Origin of the sequence: Thiocapsa roseopersicina, assembly GCF_900106925.1 — a bacterium.
Lineage (GTDB): Bacteria > Pseudomonadota > Gammaproteobacteria > Chromatiales > Chromatiaceae > Thiocapsa > Thiocapsa roseopersicina.
In genome coordinates this window covers 35,449-48,774 of record NZ_FNNZ01000011.1, presented here as the reverse complement: position 1 = coordinate 48,774, position 13,326 = coordinate 35,449, and the positions used below count along the sequence as shown (strand labels likewise).

12 protein-coding genes are annotated in these 13,326 nt (G+C 65.4%); 7 read left to right on the top strand and 5 right to left on the bottom strand.

Annotated elements, in window-relative coordinates:
• Window positions 1–88: 88 nt before the first annotated feature.
• Window positions 89–3,493: a mechanosensitive ion channel domain-containing protein gene (locus tag BLV04_RS12755; RefSeq protein WP_245731869.1), complete on the top strand. Its 3,405-nt coding sequence runs from the start codon at window positions 89–91 to the stop codon at window positions 3,491–3,493.
• A gap of 59 nt (window positions 3,494–3,552) precedes the next feature.
• Here the strand turns inward: BLV04_RS12755 and BLV04_RS12750 are convergent, their stop codons facing one another.
• On the bottom strand, window positions 3,553–3,732 hold the full coding sequence (locus BLV04_RS12750; protein WP_007192069.1) for a PA3496 family putative envelope integrity protein: 180 nt from the start codon (window positions 3,730–3,732) through the stop codon (window positions 3,553–3,555).
• 221 nt (window positions 3,733–3,953) lie between these two features.
• Here BLV04_RS12750 and BLV04_RS12745 point away from each other — a divergent pair, with 221 nt between their 5' ends.
• From BLV04_RS12745 to BLV04_RS12730, 4 genes are all read left to right on the top strand, one after another.
• A complete protein-coding gene (locus tag BLV04_RS12745; RefSeq protein WP_093032510.1) occupies window positions 3,954–4,652 on the top strand; it encodes a cytochrome b/b6 domain-containing protein in 699 nt (232 codons plus the stop codon).
• 149 nt (window positions 4,653–4,801) lie between these two features.
• Window positions 4,802–5,236, top strand: coding sequence for an RNA polymerase-binding protein DksA (dksA, locus tag BLV04_RS12740; protein WP_093032508.1), 435 nt, complete (start codon window positions 4,802–4,804; stop codon window positions 5,234–5,236).
• A 36-nt stretch (window positions 5,237–5,272) separates the two neighbouring features.
• Complete coding sequence (gene gluQRS / locus BLV04_RS12735) at window positions 5,273–6,208, top strand: tRNA glutamyl-Q(34) synthetase GluQRS (protein ID WP_093032506.1); 936 nt, start codon at window positions 5,273–5,275, stop codon at window positions 6,206–6,208.
• A gap of 53 nt (window positions 6,209–6,261) precedes the next feature.
• Window positions 6,262–6,801 carry a YaeQ family protein gene (locus BLV04_RS12730; protein ID WP_093032751.1) on the top strand — a complete coding sequence of 180 codons (540 nt, stop codon included), beginning with the start codon at window positions 6,262–6,264 and terminating at the stop codon, window positions 6,799–6,801.
• Window positions 6,802–7,244: 443 nt separating this feature from the next.
• On the opposite strand, the gene galU is transcribed toward BLV04_RS12730, so the two are convergent.
• The 3 genes from galU to lapB form a co-directional block, all read right to left on the bottom strand.
• A complete protein-coding gene (galU, locus tag BLV04_RS12725) occupies window positions 7,245–8,120 on the bottom strand; it encodes a UTP--glucose-1-phosphate uridylyltransferase GalU (RefSeq protein WP_093032505.1) in 876 nt (291 codons plus the stop codon).
• 93 nt (window positions 8,121–8,213) lie between these two features.
• Window positions 8,214–8,912 (bottom strand): orotidine-5'-phosphate decarboxylase, encoded by a 699-nt coding sequence (gene pyrF / locus BLV04_RS12720; protein WP_093032504.1) that lies wholly within the window; start codon window positions 8,910–8,912, stop codon window positions 8,214–8,216.
• Window positions 8,913–9,059: 147 nt separating this feature from the next.
• Window positions 9,060–10,274: a lipopolysaccharide assembly protein LapB gene (gene lapB, locus BLV04_RS12715; protein WP_093032748.1), complete on the bottom strand. Its 1,215-nt coding sequence runs from the start codon at window positions 10,272–10,274 to the stop codon at window positions 9,060–9,062.
• 280 nt (window positions 10,275–10,554) lie between these two features.
• On the opposite strand from lapB, the gene BLV04_RS12710 reads away from it, so the two are divergent.
• Both BLV04_RS12710 and BLV04_RS12705 read left to right on the top strand, forming a co-directional pair.
• The gene (locus BLV04_RS12710) at window positions 10,555–11,268 is read left to right on the top strand and encodes an SDR family oxidoreductase (RefSeq protein ID WP_093032503.1); all 714 of its coding nucleotides are present in this window, start codon (window positions 10,555–10,557) and stop codon (window positions 11,266–11,268) included.
• A gap of 125 nt (window positions 11,269–11,393) precedes the next feature.
• Window positions 11,394–11,768, top strand: coding sequence for a hypothetical protein (locus BLV04_RS12705; RefSeq protein ID WP_093032745.1), 375 nt, complete (start codon window positions 11,394–11,396; stop codon window positions 11,766–11,768).
• Window positions 11,769–11,820: 52 nt separating this feature from the next.
• Here BLV04_RS12705 and BLV04_RS12700 read toward each other — a convergent pair whose 3' ends face one another.
• Entirely contained in the window at window positions 11,821–13,236 is a 1,416-nt protein-coding gene (locus BLV04_RS12700) for a methyl-accepting chemotaxis protein (protein WP_175534616.1), read from the bottom strand.
• Window positions 13,237–13,326: the final 90 nt, after the last annotated feature.

Sequence of the window (13,326 nt, the reverse complement as noted above, 5' to 3'; positions counted from 1 at the left end):
GACTACACCACCAGGAACATCCGGCGATTTGGAGCAACGGAGGTTGTTGCAGCCAATTGGGTTGATTCCGCTCCTCCTCGTTTTTTCGATGATGCTTGCGAGCGACGCGCTCGCGACCGAGCCGACGCCTGCCGGCTCGCCCCCGGCCTCGCCGGCGAGTAGCGACGGTCTTCCGTCGGTTGACCAGGTAGAGGCCAAGATCGCCGAGGTTGCGGCCGATACGGCACTCGACGAGGCCGGCAAGGCGGCCTTGACCGAGCAGTATCGGCGGACACTGGCGAACCTAGAGGCGACTCGAACCTTCGACACACAGAGCAAAGAGCTTGCCGAAGCGCTGACGACGGCACCCGCTGAGACCGCGGCAATCCAACAACGACTGGCGCAACGCGAGCCGCAAGCGGACAACGTCGTCGAGATCCCGACCGATCTGCCGACCGAGGAGATCACGCAGCGCCTGAGCATCGTCCTCGCCGACGCCGCCGTGGAGGAAACGCGCATCGGCGAGCTCGACAAGGCCATCGAGCGCAGCACGGGCCGCCCCGCCGCCATTCGCACACGCTTGTCCGAGGTCAAAGCCGCGCTCGGCGAGCTCGAAGTCGATCTGGGCCAACCCAAGGGCGAAGGCGCGGAAACCCCGGCGGGCGAAGCGCGCCGCTGGGCGCTCGAGACCCGTCGCGCATCGCTCTGGGCCGAAGGTCGGATGCTGGAACAGGAGCTGCTGAGCCTGTCGGTGCGCGAAGCGCTGCACCGCGCACAACGCGAAGAGGCGACCTTGGAGTGGGAGGGCCTCCGAGCCCGGCAGCGTCAGCTCGAGGAGCTGCAGAACCAGCGACGTCGCGACGAGGCCGAAGCTGCGCAGCGTGAATCCGAGCGCGCACGGATCGCGGCCGCCGACAAGCATACCCTGGTGCAGGAGGCGACGCGGGAGAACGCCGAGATCACCACATCCATGGGCGATCTGGCGCGTAGTCTCGAGGATCTCGACCTTGAGATCGAGGACCTCGAGGCCGAACGCAAAAGGGTGGAGCAGGATTTCAAGGCGGCAAAGCAACGCATCGAGGCAGCCGGGCTCAGCAAGGCGCTCGGTCAGGTCTTGGTCGAGCGGCGCGACGAAATCCCCGACCTGCGCCGGCTGCGCGGGGCGATCGAGGAGCGCGAAGACGAGATCGCCGAGGCCACGCTTAGACAGATCCTCTATCGCGAGGAGCAACGTCAACTTCGCGATCTCGACGCCTATCTCGACGAGCTCACCACACGTGATCCGACGGCGCAGGCCCCGGAGGTCCGCGAGCAGCTCGAGGCGACGCTCGAGCAAAGACGTCGTCTGATCACCCAAGCGCTCGTCGTCGAGGACGACTACATCCGCCAGCTCGGCGAGCTCAACTACGCCGCCGACCAGCTGATTCATACGGCCAAGGGCTACGACGGCTATCTCGCCGAAAGGCTGCTTTGGGTGCGCAGCACGCTCCCGGTCGGCCTCGAGACCCTCGTCACACTACCCTCGGCCATCGGCTGGCTCGTCGCACGGGAGCACTGGGTCGAGGTGACACGGGTATTGGCGCACGCCGGAGCGCACTCGCCGCTGGTCTGGGGCCTATCGCTTCTCATTGTTGCCCTCTTCTGGAAGCTCTCGTCGCTGCGACGCGCGATCCGCGCCACGGCCGAGCCGTTACGCAAGATTCGCACCGATCGCCTGAGCCACACCGGCAAGGCCATCGGCCTCAGCCTCTTGGCCGCACTGCCCATCCCGCTCCTGTTGTGGCTGATCGGACTACAGCTGTCGACATCCATCGAGGCCACCGGCTTTACGCGCGCGCTGGGGTCGGCCCTCATCGGCACATCCGTCGGTCTGTACTATCTGCGTGCGTTCCGAACACTCTGCATCACCGGAGGGGTCGCCGACCGACACTTTCGCTGGAGCCAAGGAACCCTCCAGCGGCTCAGACGCGAGTTTGATTGGTTCAGCATCTTCATCGTCCCGGTCGCCTTGACGGCCATGGTGCTCTACAACGACAGCGACCCGGCCTTCAGCGGGAGCCTCGGACGCCTGGCGATGGTCGCGACCATGGTAGGGTTCTCAGTCTTCTTCGCGCGCCTGTTGAGCCCGGCGACGGGTGTCCTGAAAGGAGCTCTCGCGGCAAACCCCAAGGGTTGGTTCAACCGCTTGCGTCACATATGGTTCTCGGTGATCGTCGGCGCGCCCCTAGGGCTGGCGGTACTCGCGTTGCTGGGCTACGTCTACACGGCCGGGGCGCTGTTCGAGTCGCTGGTACAACAGACCTGGCTTGCGCTTGCCTTGATCGTCCTGCATCAGGTGATCGTACGGTGGCTGATCGTCACGCGGCGGCGCTTGGCGCTGGCGGCAGCCGTGGAACGTGCGAGCGCGCGACGTGCGCAAAACGAGGCCGAACGTAAAGAGACCGCCCCGAGCGCCTCGGAGCTTCAGGTCGACGAGCCCGAGCCGGATCTCGCCGCGCTCGACGAGCAGACCCGACGCCTGATCAACGCCTCGGTGTTCTTCACCGCATTGCTGGGGGTGTGGCTGACCTGGTCGGATGTCTTGCCGGCCCTGTCCATGCTCGAGCGCATCCCGCTGTGGTATTACGACGGGATGGTCGACGGCGTCTCCCAGCCCGTCCCGGTAACGGCGGCCAACCTTGGCCTGGTGCTGGTGATCCTCTTCGTTGCAACCGCCGCCGCCAAGAACCTCCCGGCCCTGCTGGAGATCCTGCTGCTGCAGACCGAATCCGTTTCGGCGGGCGGGCGTTATGCGATCAAGACCTTGGTGAGCTACGCCATCACGGTCGCCGCTTTCCTGGTCGCATTCAGCACACTCGGGCTGAACTGGGGGCAGGTGCAATGGCTCGTGGCAGCGCTGGGCGTGGGTATCGGCTTCGGCCTTCAAGAGATCGTGGCGAACTTCATCAGCGGCATCATCATCCTGTTCGAACGCCCGGTGCGGGTCGGCGACATCGTCACCATCGGCGATACGACCGGCGTGGTCACCAACATCCAGATCCGCGCAACCACCATCCGCAACTGGGATAGACAGGAGCTCCTAGTGCCGAACAAGGAGTTCATCACGGGACGTTTGTTGAACTGGAGTCTGACCGATCAGCAGAACCGCATCACAATCCCGATCGGGATCGAATACGGAAGCGACACGCGCAAGGCATTGAGCATCCTCGCTCAAGTCGCCGAGCAGCACGAGCGGGTTCTCGACGACCCCGCCCCCTTGATCAGCTTCGAGGGGTTCGGAGACAACTCTTTGACCATCGTCCTGCGGTGTTATCTGAGCTCGCTCGACGGACGGATCGGTGTCGCCACCGAGCTGCATCAAGCGATCTACGATCGCTTCAAAGAGGAGGGGATCGGTATGGCGTTCCCGCAGCGCGATGTCCATCTGTCGCTGCGCGCGCCCTTGGATATTCGTTTGGATCCCGCCGCTCGCCACGCATTTCGGCCCGCGGAATCGGTCCCGCAAAGCGAGTGAGGCTTCGGGCGCGCTCCCCGAACGGACTCGGTCGGCAGATAGAGCCGCGCTCGACGGACTCAGCCCAGCTCGTCGAATTCGGGATCGTCGAGAAGCTCGCGAAGCCGTTTGATTTCGCGCATATGCTCGATCCGACGACGCACCGCCAGATTCGCCGCAGGGGCGCGTGAATCCGGGCCGGTCATCGACGGCACACGCTCGTTGGCTTCCTCGCCGTAACTGCTCTCGTTGTCCATCATCTCCGCTACCTCGGGTCACACAATCGCAAGGGAATATTGGCCGCTCTTTAATCGAAAAAAGACTCGCCGTCAAGGCCGGATTTGTTCTCGCCTCGCCCCCGGCGCATCATCCTCGGCGACTCGACTCGGGGCGGCGGCGCCGATCGAGTTGCCCCGCGCCATCGCGGGCCTCAAGATAAAGGGCTGACATCGAATCGATTCGGAGAAAAAGGAGCCCTGCCTTGAACGAGCGTGCGATCCTGATCTGGGACCTACCGACCCGCCTCTTTCATTGGCTACTCGCGTTGCTCGTCGCAGCAGCGTTCGTGACCGGCCTGCAAGGCGGGAATCTGATGGTTTGGCACGGCCGCATCGGGCTTGTGATCCTGGGACTGCTGGCGTTTCGCCTCGCCTGGGGCGTGCTTGGCTCGACCTATGCGCGATTCGGACACTTCGTGCGCGGACCGGGCGAGGTCATCGACTACTTGCGCGGTCGTTGGCAAGGGCTCGGACACAGCCCTTTGGCGGCCCTCTCCGTACTCGCCTTGCTCGGCTTGCTGCTGTTTCAATCGATCAGCGGCCTCATGGCCAACGACGATATCGCCTTCAGAGGCCCCCTCTACGACCTGGTCTCGAAGACCACAAGCAACTGGCTGACCGGCCTGCACCGACAAAACGTGTGGCTGATCGGCGCACTGATCGCCCTTCACCTCTGCGCGATCCTCTTCTATCGCTTCGTGCACAAGGACGATCTGGTCATGCCCATGATCCACGGGCATAAGCGGGTCTCTGGCACGGCGGCGAAACCGGCGACAGGCGGCAGCTGGCTCGCCTTCCTCGCGGCCTTGGCCGTTGCCTTTGCCGCCGTGTGGATCGCCGACGGCGGGCTTCTTCCGCCACCCCCGCCGCCTCCGCCTCCCGGCAGCATCCCGACTTGGTAACGCAGGTCGACACACAAACCCATGGCCGTCACCCGCAATTGAGTTGCCCGGCGGCCGATGTTCTGGTACTTAAGCGTGTTTTTCGCGGCAGGCCCATCAATCGGATCGGGCGCATGCCATCTACGACAAGAGCCTTCGGGAGTACATTCATGGCCGAAGCGAACGCCACTCAAGCCAGCACATCCGAGTTCGAGCCCTACCGTCAAGGCGCGGACGAGGATTACATGAGTCCCGAGCAAGAGGCGCATTTTCGCGAGATCCTCTTGGCCTGGAAGAAATCTCTCATGGAAGAGGTCGACCGTACCGTACACCACATGCAGGACGAGGCGACCAACTTCCCCGATCCCAACGATCGTGCCACGCAGGAATCCGAGTTCAGCCTGGAGCTGCGCACCCGCGATCGCGAGCGCAAGCTGATCAAGAAGATCGACGAGGCGCTCGGGCGGATCGACGACCATGAGTACGGCTATTGCGAGGCGTGCGGGGTCGAGATCGGCATCCGTCGTCTCGAGGCGCGGCCGACCGCCACACTCTGCATCGACTGCAAGACACTCGACGAGATCCGCGAACGGCAGCGCGGATGAGCGATCGCGCGGGACCCCGGTCTCGGTCTTGAGCCGATGCGCGGTCCCTCCGACCCCCGTCCGACCGGCGACCCCGGATGGGCCGCCTATCGCGGCCGCTTCGCCCCGTCGCCGACCGGTCCGCTCCATCTCGGCTCGCTCATCGCCGCCGTGGCCAGCTACGCGGACGCCCGCGCCAACCGGGGCATCTGGCTGGTGCGGATCGAAGACATCGACCGCCCGCGCGAGGTCCCGGGGGCGGCCGACCTCATCCTCCGCACCCTGAGCGCGTTCGGGTTCGAATGGGACGAGGACGTGGTCTATCAAAGCCGCCGAACCGACGCCTACCGAGACGCGCTCGACATGCTCGCAGCTCGTGGCCTGACCTACACCTGCGGGTGCACCCGTGCCGAGGTTGCCCGAGCCGGGCGCGCCGGCCCCGAAGGCCCCGTCTACCCCGGCACCTGCCGCCCCGGACTCACGCTCGGACGGCGCGCACGCACGGAGCGCTTCCGCACCCCGCCGGGCGCGTTCGCCTTCGAGGACCGAATCCAGGGGCCACAGGAGCAGATCGTCGACGCGGCGGTCGGCGACTTCGTGCTGCGGCGTGCCGACGGGCTCCACGCCTATCAGCTCGCCGTCGTCGTCGACGATGCCCTGCAAGGGATCACACAGGTGGTGCGCGGCGCTGACCTGCTGCTTTCGACGCCCCGCCAGATCCTGCTGCAAAGAGCGCTGGGGTTCGGCCAACCCGGCTACGCGCATGTCCCCTTGATCCTGGATACGGATGGCCGAAAGCTCAGCAAGTCGCTTGCTGCCGCACCGGTCGACGCACGCAATCCGCTGCACGCATTGCGCGCGGCCTGGACCATGCTGGGGCAAACCCCGTCGCCCGCGGATCTCACCCCGAAGGCCTTTTGGGATTGGGCGATCCCGCAGTGGTACGTCGCGCGCATCCCGGCCAAGACCTCGGTCGCATGCCCGAGCGCCTAATCACCGCGGGCGCCCCGCTCCTTCGCGCGCCCCTCGACCCCGAGCCCCCCCTGATGGCCCTGAAAGCGACCGTCTTCAAAGCGCAAGTCCAGATCAGCGACATGGACCGTCACTACTACGAGAGCCACACCCTGACCCTGGCCCGACACCCGTCCGAGACCGATGAGCGGATGATCGTCAGGCTCCTCGCCTTCTGCCTCTTTGCCGACCCGCAGCTCGCCTTCACCAAGGGATTGAGCGCGGACGACGAGCCCGACCTTTGGCAACGCAGCCTGAGCGGCGAAATCGAGCGCTGGATCGAGGTCGGACAACCCGACGAGCGGCGCCTGCGCAAGGCGAGCGGTCGCGCGCGCGAGGTGGTGGTGATCACCTACTCCGGGCGCGCGGCGGAGCTTTGGTGGCCACAGAACGGCGAGGCACTCGAGCGCCTGCGCAACCTTCGGGTTGTGGATCTGAGCAGCAGCGAGGTCCAGACCCTGACCGGTCTTGTCGAGCGCTCGATGGATCTGCAGTGCACCATCGACGGCGGCGAGGTTTGGATCGGCAATGCTCGGGAGACGGTCGCGCTGACCCCGCGTCTGCGCCAGGTCTGAGCGCACTGACGGTGTACAACCTTAAACGGGCGGAAGCCTAACCCGGCAGAGCCGGAACCGCGAACGCGGTCTAGGATTTTGCTCGTTGTCGCGCGAAGACTCGATTACGACAACGACAATGAAATTTCTTCGAAAGTGTGTTCAAGATTCGCGGGGTAAGGGACTAAACCGCGCCCAGCGCGGTATGCGATGTTTTTGGATGGGATCGGCCCCGGCCGACTTGACGACCGCCGGAGTCGGCGCGGTTTAAGATATTAAAAAATAAATCATTTTAAACCGCGTCCCCGCCAAGGGTTGTAGATGTACCAAACGTCGAGGTTACTCGAAAATAAGCATCTCGCTCTGGACGCGGTTTAAACAGGACGGGGCAGACCGGAGCACGCTGGCTCCGGGCATGACCCCGCCTACTCGGAGACGACACCCGGCTGCCGCCCCGTCGGCCGCTATTGTTGCCCGAAGGCGCGCAAATAGGCCGAGAAGCGCTCGCCGACCTCCGGGTGCGCCAAGCCGAACTCGACGTTGGCCTGAAGAAAGCCGAGCTTGCTTCCGCAATCGTAGCGCTTGCCCTGGAAGGGATAGGCAATCACCGGCTCGTCCTCCAGGAGCGCGGCGATGGCATCGGTCAACTGAATCTCCCCGCCCGCACCTTCCCGGGTCTGCTCGAGCTTCTCGAAGATCTTGGGTGTGAGTAGATAACGTCCGACGACCGCGAGATTCGACGGCGCATCCGCCGGTGCCGGCTTCTCGACGATCGAGACCACGCGCAGCTCCCCGTCCGGACCGGGCTCGACCTTCACGATGCCGTACTTGTTGGTCTCCTCGCGCGGGACCTCCTGAACGCTGAGCACGCTACAGCCGTAGCGCTCGTACACGTCGGACATCTGCTCGACCACGCCCTTTCCTTGAGTGCGGATCAAGTCGTCGGCCAGCAGCACGGCGAAAGGCTCGTCGCCCACGACCGACTTGGCGCAGAGCACGGCGTGCCCGAGACCGAGCGCCTCGGCTTGGCGCACATAGATACAGGTCACGCTCGGCGGCATCACGTTCTGAACAATGTTCAGGAGTTCTTGCTTGCCGGCACTCTTGAGCTCCGATTCGAGCTCGTAGGCCTTGTCGAAGTGGTCTTCGATCGAGCGCTTGTTGCGGCCCGTGATGAAGACCAGCTGGGTGACTCCGGCGGTCTCGGCCTCCTCGGCCGCATACTGGATCAAGGGCTTGTCGACGACCGACATCATCTCCTTGGGGCTCGCCTTGGTCGCGGGCAGGAATCGCGTCCCGAGTCCTGCAACGGGGAACACTGCCTTTCGAATCTTCGCCATCGACTTGACTCCTGAAAGATCGATCAAATTAAACGGGCACCTCGGCCGATTCGGCGAGATGCTCGGTTGAGACAGGCTGCGGTTCCGCCGGACTTAGGTCATGAGCGAATCCTCGATCGCCCGAAGCGCGGCAAGCGGATCATCGGCCTCCGTGATCGGGCGCCCGATCACCAAGTCGTCCGCACCGGCGGCAAGCGCATCGCGAGGGGTCATGACACGCACCTGATCACCGAGCGACGCACCGGCGGGCCTGACGCCCGGCGTGACCAGCCGAAAATCCGGGCCCTGCGCCGCGCGGACTGCCGCCGCCTCCAAGGGCGAGCAGACGACCCCGTCGAGACCCGCGGCATGCCCGAGCGCTGCGAGGGCAAGCACGCGCTCGCCAGGCTCGCCGGGACAGCCGACGGCGCTCAGATCCTCCCGATTCAGACTGGTGAGCAGCGTCACGCCGATCAGCAACGGCCGGCTGGACATGCGATCGAGCCGTGCGCGCGCGGCCTCGATCATCCGCGCCCCGCCCGAGATATGCAGGTTCACCATCCAGACCCCGAGATCCGCCGCAGCGGCGCAGGCACCGGCCACCGTGTTGGGAATGTCGTGAAACTTCAGATCGAGAAAGACCTCGAATCCGCAAGACTGCAACTTCTCGACGAACACCGGCCCGCATCGCGTAAACAGCTCTTTGCCGACCTTGACCCGGCAGCCTGTCGGATCGAGACGCTCGACCAAGGCAAGGGCCTCGGCCTCGGTCGCGAAGTCGAGCGCCACGATAATGCGTTTGGATGGCGTCACGTCCGGTCCTCGTATGCTTGATTAAGGGTTACGCGCCCGGTATCCCGGACCGCACGGCCGCGCACTGTCCGACGACCCTCGGCCGATCCCCGCCGCGCCGAGATGGCGAGCAGGGGCAGAGAAATCCTGTGCGAACCCATCTCAGGGTCAGGCGAGACGTCGCTCATGCAGCACCTCCTCGCCTATGATCGGCTCCGGCTGAACGGGAACGACGCTCCCCCAAGACCGGCAACTGGGACACTGCCAGTGCAGCGAGCGCGCCTCGAACCCGCAGTGCTCGCAGCGATAAACCGCCTGCCGCGCGAGCAAATGCCGCGTCACGTCCAAGGCGACACGCATACGCTCGCCGGTCAAACCCTGACCCTGAGACGGTCCCTCGACCTGAAGCTCGACCTGAAGCTCGAGGAGACGCTCGAGTGCGGCCAGATCCGCATGCCGAGACAGGTAGCGCGTCAGTAGATCCATCGCCGCCTCCTTGCCGCGGCTCTGGGCGAGGACATCGCCGAGACCGAGCGTCAGTGCCGGACTCGAATGCCGCTGTGCCAAGTCCTCCAGAACCGCGGGCACATCGTCGCGTCCGAGCTGCCGCAAGGCGTCGATCAGCTCGGGCAGGATCTCCGGAACATAAGATGCGCGCTGCTCGGCCATGTGCATGAAGAGCGCAAGCGCACGCTGCGGATCGCCGTCTTCCAGCGCGGCACGCCCCTCGAGCATGGTGGCACGGACACACTCGGGATCGGCCTCCCGAGCCAGGCTCAGTTGGGCCGTCGCTCGCGCCGCATCGCCGCAGCGCCGAGCATCCTCGGCCAGCTCGCAATGGTACTGGCCGATCGCGACCTTGATGGACGGATCGCTCGCCGGGTCGAGCAGCTCGGCGACCTCCAGGCAGCGTGCCCAGTCGCGCTCTTGCTCGTAGAGCTCGCGCAGACTCTGGAGCGCGCGCTGGCGGTGCAACCCGAGACCGACCAATTCCTGAAACAGGCACTCGGCGCGATCCAACAAGCCTGCGCGCATGTAGTCCTGGCCGAGCTCGAACAGGGCATCGCCGCGCTGCTCGGCGGCCAGATTCTTACGGGCGATCAGGTTCTGGTGGATGCGGATCGCGCGGTCGACCTCGCCGCGACGTCGAAACAGACTGCCGAGCGCGAGATGGGTTTCGACGGTCTCGCCGTCGACCTCGACGAGCTCCAGAAACATGTCGATGGCCTTGTCCGGCTGCTCCTCGACAAGGTAATTCAGACCCCGCAGAAATGCAGGGTGAGGCGGATGCCTGCGGTTGCGTCGAGCCGGCGCGCCGCGACGCGCGACCCACCAACCGGACGCCGCAGCGACGGGCAGGAGCAGAAACAGCAGCTCGATCAAGGGCACCACCCACCGCGCATGAGAACCGATGGGACGCCCGCGCCAAGGACGGCGCCACGAACGCTCTGATATGCTGGTTCGGGTAAACTGGTCACGCCCTAAATGATACAGGCAACCCGCCCGGCCCGCATGAAGAAGCCAAGCGGATCCGCGACCGACGAAGCGCACCCGGGTTGGGCATCCGGCCCGGGACCCCAACTTGCTGTCTGCAGGATTGAGTCGGGAGCGCAAAGCCGACGGGCGCATTGAACCGCCGGCACAGCAATCAGGAGTCACGAGCGTGCAGGAATTCACCGGGAAAACCGTTGTCGTCACCGGCGCCGCGGGAAATCTGGGCCGTGCCACGGCAGTGGCCTTCGCCCGCCGAGGCGCCCGACTGGCCCTGATCGACCTGGACCCCGATGCCTTACAGTCGGCGCAGAACGCCTTGCCCAAGGGATGCGAGTCGGCCATCTTCGCGACCGACCTACTCGACCCGGCCGCGGTGTCGACCATGATCGCCGGCGTGATGGACCGCTTCGGCGCCATTCATGTCCTGGCGAATATCGCCGGCGGCTTTGCGATGGGGCCGGCCATCCACGAGACCACAGATGCACAGTGGGATTCCTTGATGGATCTGAACCTGCGCACCGTCTTCAACTGCTGTCGGGCGGCAATACCCGAGATCCCTGAATGGAGCGGCGGGCGCATCGTCAACGTCTCCGCCCGGGCGGCCGTTCGGGGCGCCGGGCACATGGGTCCCTACTGCGCATCCAAGGCCGCCGTCATTACCCTGACCGAGAGTCTCGCGGATGAGCTGAAACATCGCGGGATCACCGTCAACTGTGTTCTGCCCGGAACCCTCGACACCCCTCAGAACCGCGCGGCCATGCCGGATGCGGATCACGACACCTGGGTCCCTCCGGATGCACTCGCCGAGGTCATCCTCTTTTTGGCCTCGGATGCAGCACGCTGCGTGACCGGCGCCGCAGTGCCGGTCTACGGAAGGAGCTAAGACGCGCCGTGCAGATTCAGACAAGACGGCGAAGCCGGAACCGCTACGACCGATCGGACGACGGATCGGGTCGACTCAACAACCGGAGACCCCCGCTTCGCCGTTGGATCCTTGCAGTGCTCCTCATGGCGGGCCTCGGCATCCAAAGCGTCGCTGCCTTGTCTCTGGACGAGGCGACCGAACAGCTTTTGATCGAAGCGGTCGAGGCCGCCTACGCAGTGGATCTCTATCACGCCCGCTGCCGCAGCGACGGCTCCAACCGTCGCACCGAGAACCTCAACAAGCTGCTCGCCAGCCGCATGCGCATGACCGTGCTACGGGTCCAGGACGACGTCTTCCCGGAGCGCAATTATCGCAAGGTCCAGGAACGCCTCCAGCGCGACTTCCTCGCCATGCTCGCCGAGCACGGCGGGTGCGCCGGGGTGAAGGACTCGGAGCTCCCCGCAGAGCTTCGAGCGCGTTACGACGAGAAGATCCGGGCCATCGAAGCGCTCCCCTAAGCACAGACGCCGAGTGCGCCCTGCCGCACTCGATCGATGCAGCGGCCGAGCCTCAATGTGCCTCTTCGGATGCGGGGCAGGCTTGCGGGGGCGAGCGATGGAGCGACTCCGCTTGAAGAATCTTCGACAGGGCCGATAAGCCCACCGCGGCCTCCTTGAGCCGTCTCACATCCCCCGCGGAAAGGGTTGTCGCGGATTGCGGGAGGTGCTCGACCAGGTCTCGGACTGAGTCGATGTTGTGCTCGATGCCGTCGCGAACCGCCAGGATGCACGCCAGTCGGGCGTCGACGGCCGAACGCAGCTCGGTTGCCGCGCGCGCACACTCGCTTGCCTCGCTCGCGGCATGAAGATCGCGCAGGGCGACCGCCTCGCGCATCGCGCTGCGCCACCAGCCGACAAAGGTCGACTTATGATCGGCCAGCACGTTGAGCGAGGCCGCCATGGCGTCGATCTCGTCGCGCGCACCGGGCACCGTCGGGATGCGCTCGCGGGGCGTCTCGGTCGTCATGCGATCGAGCAGCCCCGCGATCTTGCGCACCGGGCGGACGATCCTCGCGGTGATCATGACGGCGAAGACCGCCCCGAGCAGGGTCGCCCCGAGCGCGATCAAGAGGTTGATCCGCGCCCGCGCGGCCGCGTTCCGCGCGATCTCATCGGTCATCGTCGCCATCAGCCGACTGGCTTCGACAAGGTTCGCTTCGACCAGCGGCGTGATACGCCCGGCTGCGACTTCCATGGCGTCCGCGAGCCCTTCGATCCGGCGGTCCTGCTCGACCAGCGAATGAAAATCACGCCCGTAAGCGGCGAGTCGGTCGGTCAACGCCTCTCGCTCGCGCTCGGCGATCGGAGCCTGTGCAACGCGCTCGGCGGTCTCGGTCAGGATCTCGTCCACCATCGCGACATAGGTCTCGTCGCCGCGCAGCAGATAATCCTTCTCGCGTCGCCGCAGCTGGAGAATCGCAATCTCGAGCCCCGTCGCCTGCTCGCCCGATCCGGCCAACGCCTCGAGCTCATGCGCGGTCCGGCGAAACGCGCCCTGCAGTCCGCTGTTCTCGTCGAGCCCGTTGATCCGCCATGCCTCGACGACCTCCTCGAAGCTCGACAGATAATCGGCGACCAGCGTTCGAATCTCGGTCGCGGCGCGCTGCGAGGTCTCGTCAAGACGCGCGAGCCCGGCGGCCTCGACCTCCAAGGCACCCGCTTCGCGCCCCACCTCGGCAACCGCATCGAGATCTCGGGTCGCGAGAAACTCGGACTGAGCCGCGCGGATGGCGCCGAGCCGCCGCTCGATGCCGAAGGCATAAGACTGACGTGCGCCGTAGACGCCGTGCAGACGCTCGTAGTCCGCACTCAGGCGTGCCAACGCGAGCTGATCGTGAAGAATGACCCCGAGAAAGATCAGGATCACCAGACCGAATCCCAGCCCGACCTTCTCACCGATACGCAATCTGCTCGCGAGTCTGCTCACCCTGCCTCCCGGGCCCGACATGGCCGGTCGATCCCCCGTGTCTCAACCGATCGGACGCCAGCTTACCCTAACCCGGCAGAGCCGGAACCA

Bases quoted from the DNA above. Each gene is read 5' to 3' on its own strand.
- BLV04_RS12755 (WP_245731869.1), top strand. From the start codon at position 89: ATGATGCTTGCGAGCGACGCGCTCGCGACCGAGCCGACGCCTGCCGGC.
- BLV04_RS12750 (WP_007192069.1), bottom strand. From the start codon at position 3,732: ATGATGGACAACGAGAGCAGTTACGGCGAGGAAGCCAACGAGCGTGTG.
- dksA (WP_093032508.1), top strand. From the start codon at position 4,802: ATGGCCGAAGCGAACGCCACTCAAGCCAGCACATCCGAGTTCGAGCCC.
- gluQRS (WP_093032506.1), top strand. From the start codon at position 5,273: ATGCGCGGTCCCTCCGACCCCCGTCCGACCGGCGACCCCGGATGGGCC.
- BLV04_RS12730 (WP_093032751.1), top strand. From the start codon at position 6,262: ATGGCCCTGAAAGCGACCGTCTTCAAAGCGCAAGTCCAGATCAGCGAC.
- galU (WP_093032505.1), bottom strand. From the start codon at position 8,120: ATGGCGAAGATTCGAAAGGCAGTGTTCCCCGTTGCAGGACTCGGGACG.
- BLV04_RS12705 (WP_093032745.1), top strand. From the start codon at position 11,394: ATGGCGGGCCTCGGCATCCAAAGCGTCGCTGCCTTGTCTCTGGACGAG.